Genomic DNA, 21,008 nt, shown 5'->3' with positions numbered 1-21,008 from the left:
GAGTTCTTGCGCGAGCTCAACCGGAGACGCCAGTCTCCCCACTGGCTTGCTTCCGTACGGATACGCGGGACAATTCTTCTCGAAGCGGCTTGACGAGTTCTAAAAAAGAACTGTAGGTTAACGGAAAGACGGCTGAACAATGGCCGCGGTTTGCAGGATCGCGGGCCCCGCCGGGGCGCGCACTCCGCTGTTCACAGGGAGGACGCTATGCTCAAATTGTTCAAAGCTGCTTTCGCACTGATGCTTTTGGCGCTGGGATCGTCCGCATTTGCCGCTGACGCGCCGGGGGTAACACAGACTGAGATCAAGATTGGCGGGGTCTTTCCTTTCAGCGGACCCGCTTCGTCGATCGGTTTGGTCGGCCGAGGGATTCTCGCTTATGTCCAGTCGATCAACGACCGCGGCGGCATCAACGGACGGAAGATCAATTACATTGCCTATGATGACGCCTACAGCCCGCCCAAGGCCGTAGAGCATGTTCGCAAGCTCGTCGAAAGCGATGAGGTTGCCTTCATCTTCAGCCAACTCGGCACGCCCGGTAATACGGCAGTGGCAAAATATCTGATGTCGAAGCGAGTGCCGGCTATCGGCATCGTCTCGGGGTCGAACAAGTTCACGAACGTGACGGACTTTCCGCTGACGACGACCAGCCTGGTCAGCTTCGACACTGAGGGAAAGATCTACGCCAAATTCCTGACCAAGACGCTGCCGAATGCGAAATATGCCATCCTCTATCAGAACGATGACCTCGGCAAAGATTACGTCAACGCTTTCAAGGCGAGTCTGAAGGGCGATTTCGACAAGAAAGTAACTGCCATCGCTTATGAAATCAGCGATCCGACAGTGGATTCTCAGGTCGTGAATTTGAAGAGCTCAGGCGCCGAAGCATTGCTGGTGGCGGGAACGCCAAAGTTTGCTGCGCAAGCAATCCGAAAGGCGGCCGAGATCGACTGGAAGCCAACAATCCTGCTGAACTACCCCTCCAGTTCGGTTGGCGCGACCCTTAAGCCGGCAGGCCTTGAAAGGTCGGTGGGGGTGATAGTCGGGACCATCCTGATGGATCCGACGGATGCGCAGTGGGATAGCACCGCAGGGATGAAGAATTATCGGGCATTCATCGACAGGTACATGCCGGGCGTCGATATCGCCGACGGCAATTACCTCTTCGGTTATACGCAGGCCATGCTGCTCGAACAGCTGATCAAGCAGTGCGGCAACGATCTGTCCCGCGAGAACATCAGCAGGCAGGCGAAGAGCCTGAAGAATGTGGCGTTGCCGACACTGCTGCCCGGCGTCAGCGTCAATACGAGTGACAAGATCAACATGAACTACACGCAGATGAGGCTTCAGCGCTGGACCGGCACGCGCTGGGACCTTTTCAGCGAAGTACTCGATGCCTCCTCGGAGTGATGAGGGGCGACTAATGGCACGCGACAAAAGAGAACTCGTACCGGCAGGGGTACGGGTATGGAGAGATCAAATGTCGATGAAATGGAAGATTGTGGCGGCTTTGGCTTTGCTTTTGAGCGGCCCGGCATTCGCGGCCGAAGAGCCCGGAATTACAGCGACCGAGATCAAGATCGGCGGCGTTTTTCCCTTCAGCGGACCGGCGTCGTCGATCGGTCTCGTGGGCAGGGGAGTTATGGCCTATATCCAGTCGGTCAACGACCGCGGCGGCATCAACGGTCGCAAGATCAACTACATCGCATATGACGATGCATATAGCCCTCCTAAGGCGGTGGAGCATGTCCGCAAACTCGTTGAGAGCGACGAAGTGTCGTTCATGTTCGGCCAGCTCGGCACTCCCGGTATCTCCGCTACGGCTAAATACCTGAGGTCGAAAGGGGTGCCCAGCATCGCAATTATGAGCGGGTCATCCAAGTTCACGGATGTTGCCAACTACCCGCTGACCACGACAGGTCTTGTCAGCTACGACACCGAAGGAAAGATCTACGCCAAATATTTGACGAGGGCATTGCCAAACGCAAAGTATGCCATCCTCTATCAGAACGACGACCTTGGCAAAGACTATGTCAACGCCTTCAGGGCGTTTCTCGGTAAGGATTTCGACCGAAAGGTCGTAACCGCGTCCTATGAGGTTACCGAACCGACGATTGATTCACAGGTGGTCAATCTGAAGAGCTCCGGTGCGGATGCCCTCGTGATCGCCGGCACGCCGAAGTTCGCCGCTCAGGCCATCCGGCAAGCCGCGGTGATCGGCTGGAAGGCGACCGTAATCCTCAATTTTCCATCCAGCTCGGTCGGAGGCACGCTCGCACCGGCCGGTCTCGACAAATCGGTCGGCGTGATCGTCGGCACGACCAACAAGGACATTCTGGATCCGGCATGGAAAGACGACCCGGGTATGCAGGCCTACAGGGCATTCTTTGACAAGTATTTGCCGGGCGCCGACATCACCAATGGCAGCTATCTGACCGGCTATCAGCAAGGCATCGTGCTCGAGCAGATTCTAAAACAATGCGGGAGCGACTTGTCCCGCAAGAATATTCTTGCGCAGGCCAAGAACCTGAAGGACTTCGTCATTCCAACTGCGCTGCCCGGCATCAAGGTCAACACCTCCAGCGCCGAGAACATGATCTGGACGCAGATGCGGTTGCAACGATGGGCCGGCACGAGCTGGCAAGCCTTCGGGGAAGTGCTGGACGCCAGGTCCGAGTGATCTGACCAGCGGAGCCACGAGTGCGGCAGTTCGATGCGAACTGCCCACCGTTCTGGCCCGAAGCTCGGTTGACGGATCACACACCCAGGCGGTGGACCAGAGGCAATGGCCATCAGGGGGCAAGCGCGTGCAGCGCGCGCGATTGGCTCCACGCGTAATTAAGGAGATCAATCTCGATGTCGACGAAGGCACTGACGTTTGCGCCAAAAGAGGTTTCGATAGCGCGTCGAACCGACGGCACGTTCGTATTGAGCTCGCCTATTCAGTTGGGCGAGTGCGATTGGCGCATCACAGACTTCCTTCCGACCTGGGCAAATTCTGTTCCGGATCGAATTTTTCTCGCGCAGCGCAACGCGAGGGGAGGATGGGACGAGATTACCTATAGCGAGGCCTGGTTGCAGGTTCAGGCGGTCGGCCAAAGCCTGATCGATATGGGTGCAAAGCCGGCTGACAAGCTGGCGGTGCTTTCAGGAAACTCGATCGAGAACGCGGTGATCTCGTTCGCAGCGATGTCAATCGGGGTAATCCTGGCGCCAATATCGCCAAACTACACGCTGATGCCCGGCGGCCTGGCCCGCCTCAAGGACGTTGCGGAAGCGCTGCGTCCGAATTTCGTTTTCGTTCAGAGCGGACGCGACTATTCCGCCGGTCGGTCCATTGCCGAATTGGCAGCCGCGACCTGGATCAGCGTCGATGGCGCGCCGGACACGGTGCCTTTCCAGACTCTGACCGCCCGAAGCTTGAGCGACGGATTCGAGCGTGCATCAAGTGCGGTGTCTTGCGATGCCGTCGCAAAGATTCTCTTCACGTCCGGTTCGACCGGTTTCCCGAAAGGCGTGCTCAACACCCACCGCATGATGGCGAGCTCACTGCAAATGGGCAGCCTGCTGGTGTCTCCTCCGGATACGCCTGTCCAGGTCGAGTGGCTGCCATGGCACCACACAATGGGCAGCAACGTGATCCTTCATAGCATCCTCAAGAATGGCGGAACGCTCTACATCGACGACGGTCGGCCGCTGCCTCAGCTGTTCCACAGGACCATCGCCAACCTCAGGGAAATTTCCCCGACCGCCATGTTCAACGTGCCTGCCGGCTATAACCTGTTGTGTGATGCGATCGAGAACGACCGCGAGCTTGGCGCCAGCGTGTTCAGGCGGATGGATAGAATGAGCTATGCCGGGGCTGCAATTTCGGAAGGCACGCTCGAAAAGCTCTATCGATTGACGTCCTCGATCACCGGTCGGCGCATCCCGGTCATGTCGGGCTATGGCACCACCGAAACGGCACCGACAATCAGTACGACCCATTGGGCAACCGACCAGCCGGGAGAGATCGGTCTTCCCGCGCCGGGTCTGCAATTGAAGCTGATCCCGGTTTCAGATACTTACGAGGCAAGGGTCAAGGGACCCAACGTTACCCCAGGTTATCTCGGAAGGCCGGATTTGACGGAAAAGGCCTTTGATGAGGAAGGCTTCTATCGCATCGGCGACACTGTTTCGTTTCTGGATCCCGCGAAGCCGGAGCTTGGGCTGCGTTTTACGGGCAGAATTTCCGAAAACTTCAAACTCGCGAACGGCACGTGGGTCTCCATCGGCATTGTACGCGCGGCAATCCTGGCAGCCACGCGCGGCGTATTGCTGGACATTGTCGTCGCGGGGGAAAATCGTGAAGCGTGCGCGCTGCTCTGCTGGTTGAATCCGACCGAGGCAGCGCGGATTTCGAAGAGTCCAGGCTCAGATTTGACCTGCGATGCCGATGTGGTCGAATTTTTGAAGGAACGTTTTCGGGAATATAATGAAACCGTTGGAAGCAGCGAAAGAATCTGTTCGTTCTCTCTGTTGAAGGAGCCGCCGTCAATGGCAGCAGGGGAAATCACCGACAAGGCTTACGTCAATCAACGTGCTGTGCTGAAGCATCGTTCTGAACAGGTCGAGCGCCTCTACTGCAACGAAACAAGTCGAGATGTGATACGGGTCTAAAGGCGAGTTCAGCCGTTCGCGACCTTGCCGCGTGTCGTGTCAGATGGCGCTTGCGGATATTCCCAGGCTGCAAATTGCTAGAGCGAGGCCTACGACGTCATATCCCCGCTGCGCGCGACCTCAAGCAGCTGCTTTGCGGCGCGCTTTTGCCTTCGGGCTCTCTGGCGCCTTTACCGCTGGCGTGCTTCGGGCGCCGGGGCCGGGGTGGGTATGAACCTCCTTGGCCGAAAGCGGCTCGCCGCACTCAGAGCACACCATGACCGGATCGAAGTTCTTGCCGCATTTGCGGTGCTGGTGCAGCAACGGCCGCCCGCGTTCGTCGACCATGTGCGTGTCGCCCCAATGCACAATCGCCATCATTATTGGATAGAGATCGAGTCCCTTCTGAGTGAGGATGTATTCATGCCGCTTGGGAGACTCCTGATAGGGAATGCGGCGCAGGACACCTAGCCGGACCAGTTTCTTCAGTCGCTCCGCGAGCAAATGCCGTGTGATCCCAAGCGCGGACTGAAATCCTTCGAAGCGGCGGGTGCGAAGGAAGCATTCGCGCAGGATAAGAAGGGTCCAACGGTCACCGATCACGCCGATGGTGCGGGCCATCGAACACGGCTCTTCTTCAAGGGCATCCCATCGCATTTTCCTGCTCTCCAGTCATCCGACGACCCGATTCCGCTCGAATCGTCCAGGGAACCTCAGCTTTACCTACCATTCTAGATAGGTACTCAGCTCCAAACAATCCCCTATTGGCGGTGCGCAAATCAGCAGAAAATCGTATGAGTTTGACAGTTCGTTTTTAGAACTGTAAAGATGGGTGGTAGCCGGAATTCGGCTATTGAACATCACACCTGATCATTCGATGCACGCTCCGGGAGAAGCCGACATGCCCCTGAAGGTAGAATTCCAGTTCGATTTCGGCAGCCCCAACGCATATCTGGCGGAGGTTGCCATTCCGGGAATCGAGCGGCGTACCGGCGTGAAGTTCGAGTATGTCCCGGTTTTGCTCGGCGGCATCTACAAGGCGACCGGCAACATGTCGCCGTTCGACTCGCTTCGCGGCATCAAGAACAAGCCGGAATACCAGGCGCTCGAGACCCAGCGGTTCATCCGGCGCCACAACATCACGAAATTCCGCCAGAATCCGTTCTTTCCGGTCAACACGCTGATGCTGATGCGCGGTGCCGTCGCCGCCCAATTTGAAGGCGTATTCGAGCCCTATTTCCGTGCCGCCTACCATCATATGTGGGAAGAGCCGAAGAAGATGGACGACCTCGAAATCTTCCGGAATGCGTTTGTTTCGTCGGGAATCGATATCGACAGGTTGATCGCCCGCGCACAACAGGATGACGTCAAGAAGAGGCTGATCGATCTGACCAACGACGCGGTCAGCCGGGGAGCATTTGGCTCGCCGACTTTCTTCGTTGGAAAGGAAATGTTCTTCGGCAAGGACCAGCTTCGTGACGTGGAGGAGTCCATTGTCGAACAGGCCCGTCAGCCTGTTCCCAAGACGGCGTAGAACCGAGCCTCGAGGTCCGCGAATATCTTAATCCAGGGCCGGGCGATAAGCTAAGTTCGGCTCAGGCCCAGAATAACAAAGTACAGGGGAGTGCCATGCCTGGTCCGCTCAATGGTGTTCGTGTCCTCGACCTGACCGGCGTGGTGTCGGGCCCGTTCGCGACCATGTTTCTGGCGGACCAGGGCGCCGACGTGCTGAAGATCGAGCCGATCGGCGGCGATATTACGCGCCGCAGCCGGGCCACCATCGACAAGGACGGCGAGTTCTCCGCGCTGTTCATCTCTTCCAACCGCGGCAAGCGTTCGCTGTCGATCGACGTCAAGAGCACGGGTGGCCGTGAGGTGCTCACCAGGCTGGTCGCGCAGGCCGATGTGTTGGTGCAGAACTTCCGGCCCGGCACCATGGAGCGCCTCGGTCTAGGCGTGGAAGAATTGCGGCAGCGCCATCCGCGCCTGATCTACGTTTCGATCAGCGGCGTTGGTGATACCGGCCCGTATGTAAAGAAGCGCGTCTATGACCCGATCATTCAGGGCTTGTCGGGCTTCGCCGATATCCAGTCGCAGCCGATAACGAACCGTCCGCAAATGATCCGCACGATCGTATGCGACAAGACCACTGCAGTGTTCACTGCACAGGCGGTGGCGGCAGCGCTCTATGCCCGCGAGAAAACTGGGCAGGGCGATCATATCCAGGTCGCGATGCTGGATGCGATGATTTCCTACCTGTGGCCCGAAGGCATGATGCAGTATACGGTTGTGGGGGCCGAGGCCGCCGCAGCCGATCCCAACGATCGGCCGGATCTCGTGTTCAAAACCAGTGATGGCTACATCACCGCCGGCACGATTTCGGATTCCGAATGGCAGGGTTTCTGCCGGGCATCCGGCGATCCCGAGCTTGCCAACGATCCACGCTTTGCGACGCCATCGGCGCGTTCGGTCAACGCCACCGCGCGCATCAACAAGATGGCTGAGTATATCAGCCAGCATACCACCGCGGAATGGCTGGACCGGCTGGACGCCGCCGACGTGCCTTGTGCGCCGATCCTGCGGCGGAGCGAAATCATCCACAATGAGCAGGTGGTGGCGCGCGGTATCATCGCGGAATTCGATCAGCCGAAAGTCGGCCGAGTGCGGCAGCCGAAGCCCGCGGCTCGCTTCGAAATCAATGAGGCGGTAATTGGTGGACCGGCGCCCCGGGTCGGCGAGCACTCGCGCGAGGTGTTGCGCGAACTGGGTTATGACGACAGCGCCATCGAGAAGATGATCGCCGAACGTGCCGTGCGTGTGGCCGTCTAGGTCAGGCTATCGCGATCGGCGAAGGGTTCTCAGATCTTCGCCGCTGCCGGCGTGATCGGTGCCACCGGGACATTCGCCGCGACCGCTCGCTGATAGGCCTCCCGCTTCTGGATGCGTTCAAGGTAGGGTTGCGCATTGTCGCAAATACCGACGCCGTAAGCGATAGCCCAATCGAGGCACGTCGTAAGCAGGATGTCGGCGCTGGTGAACCGGTCACCCATCAGGAATGTCCGCCCGTCTGCCAGGGCGACCTCCACGTGTCGTAACTGTTGCCGGAAATACTCACCCGCCTGCGCGACGACGTCGGGCGCAATTCCATAGATATGTCCCAACGCATCCGCGCGATGGCGGCGCATGACGTAAAGGCTGGTGGAATCGAGTTCGGCCACGATAAAGAAGCACCATTCGAGCCATGCGGCGAACTCGCGCTGGGTTTCGGGAATCAGCGAACGTTCCGGCGTCGAATAGGTTCGCGACAGATAGGCGACGATCGCGGCGCTTTCTCCGATGCAGAAGTCGCCGTCCTGCAGCAAGGGGATCTTCTGGCGGGGATTGAGCCTGGTGTATTCGGCCGTCTTGGTCTCGCCGGTCCGCGGCCCGATCGGTTTGACTTTGTAGGACAAGCCAAGCTCGTGCATGGCCCAGTGCGGGCGGATGGTGCGGCTTGTACCAACGCCCCATAGGGTTAGATCGGGTGTTGCGCTCATCACCATTTCTCCACGGACGGACGAAGATCGAGTTCATGGGTCCAGCCGTCGCGGCTCTGCTGATGGGCGAACCAGTACGCCTCGGCGATGGAGGACGTCTTCGTCAGGCTGTCCGGAGGAATCTCGCTTGCCTCGATCCCCTTTGCCGCTTTCATGCGCTGATGAATGGCTTCGCTATCCACGCCGGCGTCAATGATGAGATGGACCACGTGGATGTTCTTCGGCCCCAGTTCGCGCGCCATGGCTTGGGCGACCGCGCGAAGGCCGAACTTCGCCGATGAAAATGCCGCAAACCCCTGGCCGCCACGGACGCTGGCGGTTGCGCCCGTAAAGAAGATGGTGCCGCGTCCGCGCGGAACCATGACGCGCGCAGCCTCGCGTCCGACCAGGAATCCGGCGTAGCAGGCCAGTTCCCACGCCTTGAAGAACAGCTTCTCCGTGGTGTCCACCAAGGGCTTGTTGACATTCGATCCGGCATTGAAAAGACAGACCTCGATCGGCCCGATGTTGCTCTCGACGTCGGAAAAAAGCCTTTGAACCTCGGCTTCCTGACGAGCATCGACGCTGAAAGCGTGGATACGATGGCCCGCAGCGGTGAGTTCATCCACTAGTCCCTGGGATTTGGCTGCGTCACGCCGGCAGATACAAACGGTGTAGCCCCCTTTGGCAAAGCGACGCGCGACGGCCGCACCGATCGCGTCGCCCGCGCCCACCAGTATTGCTACGCCGCGACTTTCCGCCATTCTCGCTTCTCCCATAAGTTCTTATTTGAAACGTACAGCTAACGCCGATCTGCGAAGTTGTAAACAAACTTTGCCTAGTGACACAGAAAATGGCAGTAGCACTGCCTCTTCGCGGATCCGCTCGGATTGTCGAAATAGCAATTGACGAGTTCTAAAAAAGAACGTTAAATATCGATTGAGCTCGCGCGCCAGAAGGCGACGTTCGTTGTTCGGGAGGTTGGTGGTGGCGGGTCCGTCAGGGGCGATCGATATCGATGAGATTGCTGCAGGGCTGCCTCGCCGCATCCACGAAGTCACGGCTGACCATGTCGCCGATGCCCCAGGCCGAATCGCCTTGATCGAAGACGGCTCCGCTTGGAGCTATCGTGAGCTGAATAGGCGAGTCACCGAGATTGCCGCCGTTCTTTCCTCGCTCGGGGTGCGAGCGGGCGATCGTATGGTTATTGTCAGCGAAAATTGCATTTCGCTGGCGGCCTTGCTGCTGGCGGCGAGCCGACTCGACGCCTGGGCGATCGTCGCCAGTCCACGATTATCGGCGCGCGAACTAGACCAGATTCGCGATCATAGCGGCGCTCGTCGAATGTTCTTTACGTCGAGCGTCTCGAAAGAAGCTGCTGCCCATGCGTTGCGCCTTGGAGCGGAGAACCGGCAGTTGGGACCTCTGCAGGAGATCGGCGTTGCGCCGCTCGACGAAGGTGCAACCGTCGAACCGGTGGAAGCCGATCCGTCAAAACAAGTCGCGGTTCTGATCTACACCTCGGGAACGACCGGAACGCCGAAGGGGGTGATGCTCTCCCACGATAACCTGCTGATCAGCGCCAAGGCCACCGCGCATTTCCGCAACATGGATCATAATGACAAGATCTATCTGGTGCTGCCGATCTCGCATATCGTCGGCATCTCGCTCCTGACCATGACCTTGATGGTCGGCGGCACCGTGCGCTTGGCCAGCCGATACGATCCTGCCACGCTTGCCAAGGCACTGGTCGATGAAGGTATCACGATGCTTGATGGCGGGCCAGCCACCTATCAAGGCCTTCTCGAATACAAGAATGTCGCAGGTCTGAAGCAGGTTGACTGCGGCGTACTGCGTTTGATCGCCGTTTCTGGCTCATCCCTCGATCTCAATCTGAAAACTCGCGTAGAGAAGGAATTTGGTTTGCCTCTGCTGAACGGCTATGGGACCACCGAATGTTCGTTAGGGGTATCTGCCGTGCGCTTCGATGCGCCACGTTCCGATGATGCGGTCGGTGCGCTGCTGCCGGGAGTTGAAGCCCGCGTCAGAACGCTGGATGGTATACCGCTGTCAAAAGGCGAAGTTGGCGAGCTTCACGTGCGCGGACGCAACGTGATGCGCGGCTACTATCGTGCGCCAGACCTGACGGCGAAGGTGATGGATACCGAACGCTGGTTCAACACTGGCGATCTCGCGCGCTTCGAAGGCGATTGCCTCCACATTGTCGGCCGTAGCAAGGAAATGACCGGCGCGATCTCAGCCGAGATTGAGGCGATCCTCAATTCACATAAGGATGTGCAATCCGCCGTCGTTGGCCAAGCCCTCAACGGCAATGGGGAGATTGTCGCATTCGTGCAGCCGTTCCCAGGATCGCGCGTCAAGCCGACCGATCTGATGGATTCCGTCAAACCTCGACTCGCCTCCCATATTCGGCCGCCGAAAATCATTGTCGTCGACGTCCTACCGGGAAGCTCAACCGGCAAGATCCGCGAACATGAGCTCGCCCGCCGCTTTCGTCGCGACCAAGCTGCCGCCAAGCAGGCGGCGAAATTCCAGCGACGAACTCACTTGACCTGACCGGGAGAAGACCTTTGCAAAAGAGAAACGCAACCGTGGCCGTGATAGGTGCCGGTGACTTTATCGGCGGCGAGATCGCGAAGAAGTTCGCCTCAGAGGGCTTTACGGTGTTTGCCGGGCGGCGCAACGGCGCCAAGCTCGAACCACTCGTCAAGGAGATCGAGAAGGCCGGCGGCGAAATTCACGCGCGCTCGCTCGATGCCCGCAAGGAGGAGGAGATCATCTCGTTCCTTGGCGATGCCGACAAGCATGCGCCGCTTGAAGTCTGCATCTTCAACGTCGGCGCCAATGTCAACTTTCCGATTCTGGAAACCACCGAGCGCGTGTTTCGCAAGGTCTGGGAAATGGCCTGCTATTCTGGCTTCCTCGCCGGCCGCGAAGCAGCGCGACTGATGCTGCCCCGCGGCAAAGGCAATATCTTCTTCACTGGAGCGACGGCGAGTCTCCGTGGTGGATCCGGCTATGCCGCCTTTGCCAGTGCCAAGTTCGGCCTGCGAGCTGTCGCGCAGGCGGCGGCGCGTGAGTTGGGGCCCAGGAACATCCACGTCGCGCATCTCATCATTGATTCCGGCGTCGACACCGAGTGGGTGCGCCAGCGACGGATCGAGGCACTCGGTCCGAACGCGCTAGATAACCCCGATGCTTTGATGCCGCCATCATCAGTCGCGGAATCCTATTGGTTGCTCTATCAGCAGCCCAAGAGCGCCTGGACCTTCGAGCTGGAGATCCGTCCCTTCGGCGAGAAGTGGTAACGGGGCCTCGCACGATGGAGCTCGAACTTTCCAGCGAGGACGCAGCGTTTCGTGACGAGGTGCGCGCTTTCATTGCGGAGAACTATCCGCAGGAAATGCGCGTTCCAAATCCCGAGACCGATTTGACGAAGGAGCAGTCGCTGCTCTGGCACCGGATCCTCTACAAGAAGGGGTGGATTGCTCCGCTCTGGCCCAAGGAGTATGGCGGCCCAGGCTGGTCGATCACGCAGCGCTTCATCTTTGAACAGGAAACCTCACGCGCCGGGACGTTGCCGCCGCTCGCATTCAGCGTCACCATGGTCGGCCCGGTCATCTACACCTTCGGCAACGACGCGCAGAAGAAGAAGTTTCTGCCGCGGATTCTCTCGGGGGAGGATTGGTGGTGCCAGGGTTATTCGGAGCCGGGCTCCGGCTCAGACCTCGCCTCGGTCCGCGCTAAGGCGGTACGCGACGGCGACCACTACATCGTCAACGGCCACAAGACATGGACGACGCTGGCCCAGCATGCCGACTGGATCTTCTGCCTGGTGCGGACCGATCCTTCGGCAAAGCCCCAGGCCGGCATCTCCTTTCTGTTGATCGACATGAAATCCCCCGGCGTCACCGTGCGGCCGATCATCACCATCGACGGTTCGCATGAAGTCAACGACGTGTTCCTTGAAGATGTACGAGTGCCGGCCGAGAATCTGATCGGCGAGGAAAACAAGGGCTGGACCTACGCGAAGTTTCTGCTCGGCAACGAGCGTACCAGCATGGCCGGGATCGGCCGGTCCACTCGGTATCTCGGCCGTCTGAAGCAGATCGTGAGAACCGAAGTTGGCGAGGACGATCCGGCGTTCGGGGAGTTCATCAGGGAGATCGCGCGCGTCGAGCTCGATGTGCTCGCGCTGGAGGCAACCGAACTGCGCATCGTCGCGCAGATGTCGCGCGGCATCGACCCGGGACCGGCCGCGTCGTTGTTCAAGATCAGGGGCACCGAGATATTCCAGCGCATCACCGATCTGACGCACCAGGCGATCGGCAATTACGGTCTGGCCATCCGTGAGCACCCGGTAAGCGCTAACCACTTCATGCCGGGACCCGACTATGGGCACACGGCGACTGAGAAATATCTGAACTCCCGAAAGCTCAGCATTTACGGGGGATCGAATGAAATTCAGCGCAACATCATCGCGAAAGCGGTGCTGGGTCTCTGACTGCATCGCACGAGGCATCCGATGGACATTCAGTTGACGGAAGAACAGGAACTGCTCCGGTCTAGCATTCAACGCTTCCTGCGCGAGCAATACGATTTCGACGAGCGCCGCAAGATCGTCGCGACCGATGAAGGCTGGAGCCGCAGGCACTGGAAATCCTTTGCCGAACTGGGGCTCTGCGCCGCGCCGTTCCAGGAAAGCTCCGGCGGCCTTGGTGGCGGCTCGCTTGCGACGATGATCGTGATGCAGGAGTTCGGCCGCAACCTCGTCGTCGAGCCCTATTTTGAGACGGTTGTCCTCGCCGGTGGCCTGATCGAGGACGTCGGCTCGCCCGAGCAGCGCCAGGCGTTCCTGCCGAAGATCATGGAGGGCGAGGCGATCTGGGCCTTGGCGTGGGCGGAGGGACGGTCACGTTATGATTTCCACAACGTCACCACCACGGCACGCCGCCAAGGGGACAAGTTTGTTTTGAGCGGAACCAAAGCCGCGGTGGTCGGTGCGCCCTGGGCCGACAAGCTGATCGTTTCGGCGCGCACCTCGGGCCAGCAACGCGATCGCGACGGCGTCAGTCTGTTTGTCGTAGATCGCCATGCGGCCAATCTTCACCTGCAGAGCTTCAAGACCATCGACGGCCGGCGCGCCGCTGAACTCACGCTGATGAAAGTCGAGGTGCCGGCCAGCCAGATGCTGGGCAGCGAGGGCGAGGGCGTCGCGGCCTTGGAGGCGGCTCGCGATCGCGCCATCGCGGCCCTTTGCGCGGAAGCCGTCGGCGCCATGACGGAGCTGAACTCGGCGACGCTCGAATACAGCAAGACGCGCAAGCAGTTCGGGGTTGCGCTGGGAACGTTTCAGGTGCTGCAGCACCGCATGGTCGACATGTTCATCGCGCTTGAGGAATCGATTTCGCTCACTCAGCATTTGAATCTGACCCTGGCGTCGAAGGAACCGAACGGATCGAAACTGGCGTCCGGCGCCAAGACCAAGGTCGGCTACGCCGCACGCTTTGTCGCAGAGCAGGCCGTGCAACTGCACGGCGGCATGGGCATGAGCGACGAGTTGAACGTCGGCCACTACTTCAAGCGAATAAGCTCCATCAACGTCCAGTTCGGCGATCCCGCCTATCATCTGATGCGGTACGCGCAGCAGAGCTGAATTCCTCCAACACAGCTAGTCGACTTCCGCACTCCGACCAGAGGTAAACAATGACCGAAGCCGTAATCGTCTCGACCGCTCGCACCCCAATTGGCAAGGCGTACAAGGGCGCTCTCAACAATACCGAAGGCGCGACCTTGCTCGGCCATGCCATCTCTTCGGCGCTGTCGCGCGCGAAGCTCGAGGGCGCCGAAGTCGAGGATGTCGTGATGGGTTGCGCCATGCAGCAGGGCACCACGGGTACCAACATTGCGCGCAAGGCGCTGCTGCGGGCCGGACTTCCGGTGAGCGTGGCCGGAACGACCATCGATCGCCAATGCGCGTCCGGCCTTCAGGCGATTGCGCTGGCTGCGCGCTCGGTCATTTTCGATGGCGTGGAGGTTGCCATCGGCGGCGGCGGCGAATCCATCAGCCTGGTTCAGAACAACCAGTTCAACAGTTTTCATGCCGTCGATCCGGAACTGCTCGCGATGAAGGGAGACGCCTACATCGCGATGCTGGATACTGCCGAGATCGTGGCGAAGCGCTACGACATCTCGCGCGAACGCCAGGACGAATATAGCCTCGAGAGCCAGCGCCGGACAGCGGCTGCCCAGCAGGGCGGCCGGTTCAGCGACGAACTCGCACCGATCAAGACGACCATGGCGGTGACTGACAAGGCGAGCGGCGCCGTGTCATATCAGCAGGTGACGCTGTCGGCCGACGAGGGGCCGCGTCCCGATACCACGGCCGAGGGACTTGCCGGCGTCAAGCCGGCCAAGGGGCCGGGCTTCACTGTTACCGGCGGCAATGCCAGTCAGCTTTCGGACGGCGCCAGTGCCGCCGTCATCATGAGCGACAAGCTCGCGGCGCAGAAGGGTCTGAAGCCGCTCGGCGTCTTCCGCGGCTTTGTCAGCGCCGGGTGCGAACCGGACGAGATGGGCGTGGGCCCGGTCTATGCCGTGCCCCGGCTGCTCAAGCGCCACGGACTCAAGGTAGATGATATCGATCTCTGGGAATTGAACGAGGCATTTGCGGTGCAGGTGATCTATTGCCGCGACAAGCTTGGGATCGATCCCGAAAAGCTCAACGTCAACGGGGGCTCGATTGCGGTTGGCCATCCCTACGGCATGACCGGCGCGCGGCTGACTGGCCACGCCTTGATCGAGGGTCGCCGGCGCAAGGCGAAATACGCCGTTGTTACGATGTGCGTCGGCGGCGGCATGGGCGCCGCAGGCCTCCTCGAAATTGTCCACTGACGACCAACAAACCGGCTAGACCAGAGATCTGTAAAAACACATCGGAGGCACGCGTGAAGACAGCAATTACCGAGATGTTCGGCATCGAACATCCGATCATCCAGGGCGGAATGCACTATGTCGGGTTTGCCGAGCTGGCGGCCGCAGTGTCGAACGCGGGCGGACTCGGAATCATCACCGGTCTAACGCAAAGGACGCCGGAATTGTTGGCCAAAGAAATCGCGCGCTGCCGCGACATGACCGACAAGCCGTTCGGCGTGAACCTGACCTTCCTGCCGAGTTTCACTGCGCCGCCTTATCCAGAGTACATCGCTGCGATCAAGGAAGGTGGCGTCAAGGCAGTGGAAACCGCGGGCCGCAGCCCCGAGCAATACATGCCGGCGCTGAAGGCGGCCGGCATCAAGGTGATCCATAAATGCACCTCGGTACGGCATTCGCTCAAAGCCGAGAAGATCGGCTGCGACGCTGTCAGCGTTGATGGCTTCGAATGCGGCGGCCATCCCGGCGAGGACGACATCCCGAACATGATCCTGCTGCCGCGTGCGGCGGACGAGCTGAAGATTCCGTTTGTGGCGTCGGGCGGCATGGCCGACGCGCGGAGCCTCGTCGCGGCGCTGTCGATGGGGGCCGCCGGCATGAACATGGGCACCCGCTTCATCGCCACGAAGGAAGCGCCAGTCCACGACAATGTAAAGCAGGCCTTGGTCAAGGCGACCGAACTCGACACCGTGCTGGTCATGCGCGCGCTGCGCAATACGGAGCGTGTCTTGAAGAACAAGGGCGTCGACGAGCTGCTCGAGATCGAGCGCGAAAGGGGCGCAAGCCTGAAGATCGACGACATCCACGAGCAGGTGGCGGGCGTCTATCCGAGGATAATGATCGATGGCGACATGGACGCTGGCGCCTGGAGCTGCGGCATGGTCGTCGGACTCATCAACGACATTCCGACGGTGAAGGAGTTGATCGACCGTATCATGGCAGATGCCGAGCGGTTGATCAGGGAACGGCTTACGGGATTCCTCGACGCCGACAGCAAGGAAGCCTTAATGGTCGCCTGAAGCCTAGCAACGGGAACCAGGGCGGATGGCAGAAGATCGGATCGAGCTCGACACCGGCACAGGTGAGTTGCTGTGTGAAATCCGCCATCGCGTCGCGCTCATCACGCTGAACCGGCCCGAGGCCCGCAATGCCTTGTCCGACCAACTGACCCCTGCGCTGCGGCGCATGATAAGGCAGTGCGGCGATGATTCCGGCGTCGGCGCACTGCTCATCACGGGCGCTGGAGCCGCCTTTTGCGCCGGCGGCGACGTCAAGGGTATGGGGAGCAATTCTGCGAAGGCCGATACGCCGATCCATGAGCGGATCGCCGACTTGCGCATCAAGCAGCGCACCCTCACGGGTGCGTTGGTGGGACTGCGAAAGCCGACGCTCGCGGCGCTTCCCGGGCCTGCCGCGGGGGCAGGGCTTGCGCTCGCACTCGCCTGCGACATTCGAATCGCCGCTGAATCGGCTGTGATGACCACGGGATATGCCCGCATCGGGCTGACGGGGGACTACGGCATCGCCTGGCTGCTGACGCGGCTGGTGGGAACGTCCCGGGCACGCGAGTTGATGTTTCTGTCGGAGCGGATCGACGCACGCCGCTGCGAGACCCTGGGACTCGTCAACCGGGTGGTGGCCGACGCCGAGCTTCGCGATGTCGCATTTGCGCTTGCAAGGTCCTTGGCCGAGGGCCCCTCGCAAGCGTTCGCCGGCATGAAGGACAACCTTGACCATGCCTTGGCCACGGACCTTCTGGATTCGATGGACCAGGAAGCGGCATACATGGTCCGCTCTGCGCGAACGACGGATCACAAGGAAGCGGTCCGCGCCTTCATCGAGAAGCGCAACCCCGTATTCGCCGGGAACTAGTGTGCGTTCAATCTGAAGGTCCGCATCGCTGACCGGCTTTTCCTAGTAGAGGCGCAGATCAAAAAGCCATTCTGAGGAATTCGGTTGTTATATATGATGATAATCATCTAATGTGGCTCTCTATCTTAGTTCATCCGGGAGCATGCGATGCGTTACCCGAAAGACCATGGGCAGCAGACCCGCAGGCGGATTGTCGAAAATGCTTCTTACGGCCTGCGTCAGTCCGGTGCGGACGGCCTGAGTGTGGTTGACCTGATGAAGCTCGCTGACCTGACGCATGGCAGCTTCTACGCCTACTTCAAGTCACGTGACGCTTTGGTCGTTGAAGCGATCGCTTTGGCCATGGATCAAACCATCGCCCAATGGCTGGATCTCACGCAGGGATTGCCTCCCGAGAAAGGATACGACGCAGTCGTCGAGTCCTATCTGAGCCCTCGCCATCGCAATAATCCGGCTCGCGGTTGTGCGCTTCCGGCTTTAGCCGCGGATATCGGACGGTCAGGCCCGGAGGCGCGGCGTACCTTTGCAGGCAGGCTCGAGAAAATGATCGATGTCATCGCCCGTTTGATCCCGAGAGGATCGTCATCGGATGCGCGGCAGGCCGCAGCCGGCGCAATTGCGACCATGGTCGGCTCCATCGTGCTCGCGCGTGCGGCCGGCGACAGGCGGCTGTCTGACGCTCTTCTGGAGGCCGGTCGGCAGGCCTTGCGCAATCAGGACGCTAATGTCTTTCCGAGTCCATAAGCCTCCGGTGCCCATAACTTGCAAAATGCAAGTTATGGTCTATGCTGCCGTCAAATGCTCATTTGGCTTGGGAGGTGCGCCTTGAAACTAGCTACCTATCGATCCGCAGGTCAAAATAGGCTCGCGCTCGTCCAAGCCGGCGGCCGCTTGTTGTTTGATCTCGCTGCCGCCTCGCAGCGGGCTGGTAAGCAAAATCCAGCATTCAACTCGATGCTTGACCTTGTCGATTATGGCGACGCCGCGCTGGACGAAGCATCCAACCTTTTCGACCGCTATAGGAAAGATCAGGACTTATGGTCTGCGGTTGCGGAATCCGAACTTCTTGCCCCGTTGCCGGAGCCGCGCCAGATGCGCGACGGCATGTCGTTCCCGGTGCATATCGTTCAAGGCCCGATCGGGCATCTCAAACTAAAGGCGCGGAAGGCAGGCGATACGGCTGAGCTCGCACGTCTGCAGGCTGCGCCGCTGCCCGAGCTGCCCGAGGTGTATCGCAAGCAACCAATCTACTACATTACCAATCGGTTTAGCGTCGGGGGGCCCAACACGACGGTCAGATGGCCGCGTTACAGCCAGGTAATGGACTACGAATTGGAATTCGGAATCGTCACCAAGAATAGGGGCGCGAACATTCCGGCGGCGAAGGCGCGCAATCACATTTTCGGCTACACGATTTTCAACGATTTTTCGGCCCGCGATGCCCAGCGCATAGAGATGGAAGGGCGATTGGGACCCGCCAAAGGCAAGAGCTTCGATGGCGGCAACGTGCTTGGGCCCTGGATCGTGACACCCGACGAAATCGGCGATCCCTACAAGCTCAAGATGGAGGCCCGCGTCAACGGCGAGATTCGTTCGCAGGGCACGAGTGAAGGCATGCTGTTTTCGTTCGAGGAAATCATCGCCCACATCAGCCGGGATGAGACGTTGATGCCCGGTGAGTTCATCGGCTCCGGTACCGTGGGCAATGGCTGCGGCCTCGAACTTGGCTGGTATCTCGAGCACGGGGATAGCATCGAGCTCGAGGTCGAGAATATCGGCGTCTTGAAGAATCGGGTCGAGCGTCAAAATATCTAACGAAACTATGGCTTGCAAAATGCAAGCCGCGGTGTAGCCTGCATTTCGCAGATCAAACGATGCGGTCGCAAGAACCGCTGGCAAACAGGAGGCAGCTTTGTCCGAGGATGCATTGGTGACGCGTGAGCAGCGCGGCAATATCTCCGTTTTGACCATGGTTTATCGGCCGCACAACCTGCTCGGCCCCAAACTCCTCAACGCGATTGTGGATCAGGTGGGGGCAGCGCAGAAGGCAGGCAGCCGCGCCATCGTCATCCGTAGCGGACTGCGGCATTTCTCCGCCGGCGCCGATCTGGATATCTTCGAGAAGCGGGTAGAGGCAGGCAGCGGAGATCAGGCCGGTGAAAATCGGCAGCTGAACGGCGTCGAATTCCTGCGCTTCATGGAGCTGCTGCCAATCCCGCTAATCGCCAGTGTTCACGGCGTTTGCCTGGGGGGCGGCCTCGAGCTTGCGCTATCGTGCGATTACATCATCGCGGCCTCTTCGGCGAAGATCGGCTCGGTCGAGGCGACGCTTGGGCTGCATCCCTTGCTGGGAGGAATCCAGCGTCAGGTGCAGCGGATTGGTGCCCAGCGCGCCAAGGAAATGTCGATGCTGGCGCGACGCTATGATGCGCCGACGCTGGAGAAGTGGGGATTGATCAATCTCACAGTTCCGGAAGAGTCGCTGGAGACGGCGACGATGGCAATCGCGGAGGAGTTTGCGCAGGGACCGACGGTGGCGCATGCCGCGACCAAGGAACTCGCGCATATCGCGGTCAACCAGGGCGTGGTGGCCGCTGACGAGGCGATGGCAAGAGTACAGGCGCCGATCTGGGTGTCGGAAGACCTCAAGACCGGTCTTGCGTCATTCCGCAAGAACGGGCCCGGTCTCGCCAAGTTCGCGGGGCGCTAACATGAGTGGCCCCCTGAGTGGAATCCGTGTCGTCGATTTCTCCCGCGTGCTGGCTGGTCCGCTGTGCGCGCGGACGCTGCAGGATCTTGGCGCCGAGGTCATCAAGATCGAACCGCCAAGCCCCGACGTTTCCCGGTTTGCATTTCCATCGACCGACGGCATGTCGGGCTATTACGCCCAGCAAAATGCCGGCAAACGCAATGTCAGCATCAATCTCAATATGCCGGGCGCCTATGAGTTGGTGCTGAAACTCTGCGACACCGCCGATATCGTCGTCGAAAATTTCCGTGCCGGGACTCTGGCTTTCTTCGGCCTTGACTACGAGACACTGTCCAAACGCAACCCGCGCCTGATCTACGCGTCGATAACCGGCTATGGCCAGGGCGGTCCGTGGCGCAGCCGGATGGCGTATGCGCCAACGGTGCAGGCCGAGGCCGGCTTTACCGACAACAGCGTTCGTCACTATGGCAACACGCTGGCGGAGCCGCGTACCGACAGCCTGTCGCATGCAGACGTCTATGCCGGATTGCAGACCGTGATTGCGATTCTCGCAGCGCTCAACAGCCGCCAGAAGACGGGGCAGGGCCAGTATATCGACGTTGCAATGGCGGCGACGCTGCTCGCCGTCAATGAACGAGCGCATGTCGATCTCTCTGACGACGATATCGGGGCGGAGCCCGCGATACTAGGGGCCACCGATTGCCCATTTTTCACGGGACCGCAAGGCGAGCACTTCACGGTTGCGACCAGTATCATCGGCAGCCTGACCTTTCCGTCGTGGCTGCGCGCCATGCGCCGCGTCGATCTGATGGACGATCCCCGGTTCTCCACTGCTGCCGCGCGCCGCTCGAATTTCGGCGTGCTGCACCAGATCATCCAGTCCTGGATCCTGACCTTTCCGGACATGGCGACCCTCGACGCCCAGTTCGACGAGGCCAAGATCGCCATGGGCGAGATCCGTTCGATCAAGGAGCTCACGGCCTCGGAATGGAGCGATTATTGGGGCGCCGTGCAACACGTTCCTGACCGCAGCGGTGGCGAGTATCGCCTGCCGGGCCGGCCGTGGCGCTTTTCGGCCGAAGAGTTGACACCGATCGGGGCACCCGCTTTCCAAGGCGAGCATAATTTCGCGGTCTTCAGCGAGCTCGGAGTCACCGAGGCGGAATTGAAACGCTTAAGCGAAGCGGGCGTGCTTGTTTCTCATCGGCGTGCGCTGCAGCCCGAGATCGTCGCCAAGCCCGAAGCCGAGCCGGGGCAGGCCGCCTGATCAGCCAAACGCCGAAGGGCGCACGGGACATACACGAATCCCGCTCAATATG

General features: G+C 60.0%; 19 protein-coding genes. 16 read left to right on the top strand and 3 right to left on the bottom strand.

All coding sequences use genetic code 11. The features are described 5' to 3' along the window. Positions 1-207: 207 nt before the first annotated feature. From V1278_RS30350 to V1278_RS30340, 3 genes are all read left to right on the top strand, one after another. On the top strand, positions 208-1,410 hold the full coding sequence (locus V1278_RS30350) for an ABC transporter substrate-binding protein (RefSeq protein WP_334384292.1): 1,203 nt from the start codon (positions 208-210) through the stop codon (positions 1,408-1,410). 70 nt (positions 1,411-1,480) lie between these two features. Next, a complete protein-coding gene (locus V1278_RS30345) occupies positions 1,481-2,680 on the top strand; it encodes an ABC transporter substrate-binding protein (protein WP_334368983.1) in 1,200 nt (399 codons plus the stop codon). A gap of 176 nt (positions 2,681-2,856) precedes the next feature. Further along, the gene (locus V1278_RS30340; protein WP_334383275.1) at positions 2,857-4,659 is read left to right on the top strand and encodes an AMP-binding protein; all 1,803 of its coding nucleotides are present in this window, start codon (positions 2,857-2,859) and stop codon (positions 4,657-4,659) included. 120 nt (positions 4,660-4,779) lie between these two features. Here V1278_RS30340 and V1278_RS30335 read toward each other — a convergent pair whose 3' ends face one another. Continuing rightward, positions 4,780-5,295, bottom strand: a complete 516-nt coding sequence (locus V1278_RS30335; protein WP_334364327.1) for a winged helix-turn-helix transcriptional regulator — start codon at positions 5,293-5,295, stop codon at positions 4,780-4,782. A 244-nt stretch (positions 5,296-5,539) separates the two neighbouring features. On the opposite strand from V1278_RS30335, the gene V1278_RS30330 reads away from it, so the two are divergent. Beyond that, on the top strand, positions 5,540-6,172 hold the full coding sequence (locus V1278_RS30330; RefSeq protein ID WP_334364326.1) for a 2-hydroxychromene-2-carboxylate isomerase: 633 nt from the start codon (positions 5,540-5,542) through the stop codon (positions 6,170-6,172). A gap of 95 nt (positions 6,173-6,267) precedes the next feature. Continuing rightward, positions 6,268-7,467 carry a CaiB/BaiF CoA transferase family protein gene (locus V1278_RS30325; RefSeq protein WP_334364325.1) on the top strand — a complete coding sequence of 400 codons (1,200 nt, stop codon included), beginning with the start codon at positions 6,268-6,270 and terminating at the stop codon, positions 7,465-7,467. A gap of 29 nt (positions 7,468-7,496) precedes the next feature. Here V1278_RS30325 and V1278_RS30320 read toward each other — a convergent pair whose 3' ends face one another. Further along, entirely contained in the window at positions 7,497-8,174 is a 678-nt protein-coding gene (locus tag V1278_RS30320) for a glutathione S-transferase family protein (RefSeq protein ID WP_334383273.1), read from the bottom strand. Beyond that, the gene (locus V1278_RS30315) at positions 8,174-8,917 is read right to left on the bottom strand and encodes an SDR family NAD(P)-dependent oxidoreductase (RefSeq protein WP_334383272.1); all 744 of its coding nucleotides are present in this window, start codon (positions 8,915-8,917) and stop codon (positions 8,174-8,176) included. Before V1278_RS30315 ends, V1278_RS30320 begins: the two co-directional genes overlap by 1 nt. Before the next feature lie 175 nt (positions 8,918-9,092). Between V1278_RS30315 and V1278_RS30310 the strand changes: the two genes are divergently transcribed. The 11 genes from V1278_RS30310 (at position 9,093) to V1278_RS30260 (ending at position 20,956) form a co-directional block, all read left to right on the top strand. Next, the gene (locus V1278_RS30310) at positions 9,093-10,730 is read left to right on the top strand and encodes a class I adenylate-forming enzyme family protein (protein ID WP_334383271.1); all 1,638 of its coding nucleotides are present in this window, start codon (positions 9,093-9,095) and stop codon (positions 10,728-10,730) included. 14 nt (positions 10,731-10,744) lie between these two features. Beyond that, complete coding sequence (locus V1278_RS30305) at positions 10,745-11,482, top strand: SDR family oxidoreductase (RefSeq protein WP_334383269.1); 738 nt, start codon at positions 10,745-10,747, stop codon at positions 11,480-11,482. A gap of 14 nt (positions 11,483-11,496) precedes the next feature. Continuing rightward, a complete protein-coding gene (locus V1278_RS30300; RefSeq protein ID WP_334383267.1) occupies positions 11,497-12,678 on the top strand; it encodes an acyl-CoA dehydrogenase family protein in 1,182 nt (393 codons plus the stop codon). 21 nt (positions 12,679-12,699) lie between these two features. After that, complete coding sequence (locus V1278_RS30295; RefSeq protein WP_334383266.1) at positions 12,700-13,830, top strand: acyl-CoA dehydrogenase family protein; 1,131 nt, start codon at positions 12,700-12,702, stop codon at positions 13,828-13,830. 50 nt (positions 13,831-13,880) lie between these two features. Continuing rightward, a complete protein-coding gene (locus V1278_RS30290) occupies positions 13,881-15,068 on the top strand; it encodes an acetyl-CoA C-acyltransferase (RefSeq protein ID WP_334383265.1) in 1,188 nt (395 codons plus the stop codon). Positions 15,069-15,121: 53 nt separating this feature from the next. Continuing rightward, positions 15,122-16,126 (top strand): NAD(P)H-dependent flavin oxidoreductase, encoded by a 1,005-nt coding sequence (locus V1278_RS30285; protein ID WP_334383264.1) that lies wholly within the window; start codon positions 15,122-15,124, stop codon positions 16,124-16,126. A 25-nt stretch (positions 16,127-16,151) separates the two neighbouring features. Then, positions 16,152-16,979, top strand: coding sequence for an enoyl-CoA hydratase-related protein (locus V1278_RS30280; RefSeq protein ID WP_334383262.1), 828 nt, complete (start codon positions 16,152-16,154; stop codon positions 16,977-16,979). A gap of 147 nt (positions 16,980-17,126) precedes the next feature. Then, positions 17,127-17,723, top strand: a complete 597-nt coding sequence (locus V1278_RS30275) for a TetR/AcrR family transcriptional regulator (RefSeq protein ID WP_334383260.1) — start codon at positions 17,127-17,129, stop codon at positions 17,721-17,723. 81 nt (positions 17,724-17,804) lie between these two features. Beyond that, entirely contained in the window at positions 17,805-18,794 is a 990-nt protein-coding gene (locus V1278_RS30270) for a fumarylacetoacetate hydrolase family protein (protein ID WP_334384291.1), read from the top strand. A 97-nt stretch (positions 18,795-18,891) separates the two neighbouring features. Then, a complete protein-coding gene (locus V1278_RS30265) occupies positions 18,892-19,689 on the top strand; it encodes an enoyl-CoA hydratase/isomerase family protein (RefSeq protein WP_334383259.1) in 798 nt (265 codons plus the stop codon). 1 nt (position 19,690) lies between these two features. After that, a complete protein-coding gene (locus V1278_RS30260; RefSeq protein ID WP_334383258.1) occupies positions 19,691-20,956 on the top strand; it encodes a CaiB/BaiF CoA transferase family protein in 1,266 nt (421 codons plus the stop codon). Positions 20,957-21,008: the final 52 nt, after the last annotated feature.

Source organism: Bradyrhizobium sp. AZCC 1577 (genome assembly GCF_036924575.1).
Classification (GTDB): Bacteria; Pseudomonadota; Alphaproteobacteria; order Rhizobiales; family Xanthobacteraceae; genus Bradyrhizobium.
The sequence above is the reverse complement of the archived record's forward strand: the minus strand, read 5'-3'. Positions and strand labels throughout refer to the sequence as shown.

Excerpts from the sequence above, each read along its gene's own strand:
- V1278_RS30260 (WP_334383258.1), top strand. The coding sequence starts at position 19,691 with ATGAGTGGCCCCCTGAGTGGAATCCGTGTCGTCGATTTCTCCCGCGTG.
- V1278_RS30330 (WP_334364326.1), top strand. The coding sequence starts at position 5,540 with ATGCCCCTGAAGGTAGAATTCCAGTTCGATTTCGGCAGCCCCAACGCA.
- V1278_RS30345 (WP_334368983.1), top strand. The coding sequence starts at position 1,481 with ATGTCGATGAAATGGAAGATTGTGGCGGCTTTGGCTTTGCTTTTGAGC.
- V1278_RS30295 (WP_334383266.1), top strand. The coding sequence starts at position 12,700 with ATGGACATTCAGTTGACGGAAGAACAGGAACTGCTCCGGTCTAGCATT.
- V1278_RS30290 (WP_334383265.1), top strand. The coding sequence starts at position 13,881 with ATGACCGAAGCCGTAATCGTCTCGACCGCTCGCACCCCAATTGGCAAG.
- V1278_RS30300 (WP_334383267.1), top strand. The coding sequence starts at position 11,497 with ATGGAGCTCGAACTTTCCAGCGAGGACGCAGCGTTTCGTGACGAGGTG.
- V1278_RS30335 (WP_334364327.1), bottom strand. The coding sequence starts at position 5,295 with ATGCGATGGGATGCCCTTGAAGAAGAGCCGTGTTCGATGGCCCGCACC.
- V1278_RS30340 (WP_334383275.1), top strand. The coding sequence starts at position 2,857 with ATGTCGACGAAGGCACTGACGTTTGCGCCAAAAGAGGTTTCGATAGCG.
- V1278_RS30315 (WP_334383272.1), bottom strand. The coding sequence starts at position 8,917 with ATGGCGGAAAGTCGCGGCGTAGCAATACTGGTGGGCGCGGGCGACGCG.
- V1278_RS30325 (WP_334364325.1), top strand. The coding sequence starts at position 6,268 with ATGCCTGGTCCGCTCAATGGTGTTCGTGTCCTCGACCTGACCGGCGTG.
- V1278_RS30320 (WP_334383273.1), bottom strand. The coding sequence starts at position 8,174 with ATGAGCGCAACACCCGATCTAACCCTATGGGGCGTTGGTACAAGCCGC.
- V1278_RS30275 (WP_334383260.1), top strand. The coding sequence starts at position 17,127 with ATGCGTTACCCGAAAGACCATGGGCAGCAGACCCGCAGGCGGATTGTC.
- V1278_RS30280 (WP_334383262.1), top strand. The coding sequence starts at position 16,152 with ATGGCAGAAGATCGGATCGAGCTCGACACCGGCACAGGTGAGTTGCTG.
- V1278_RS30350 (WP_334384292.1), top strand. The coding sequence starts at position 208 with ATGCTCAAATTGTTCAAAGCTGCTTTCGCACTGATGCTTTTGGCGCTG.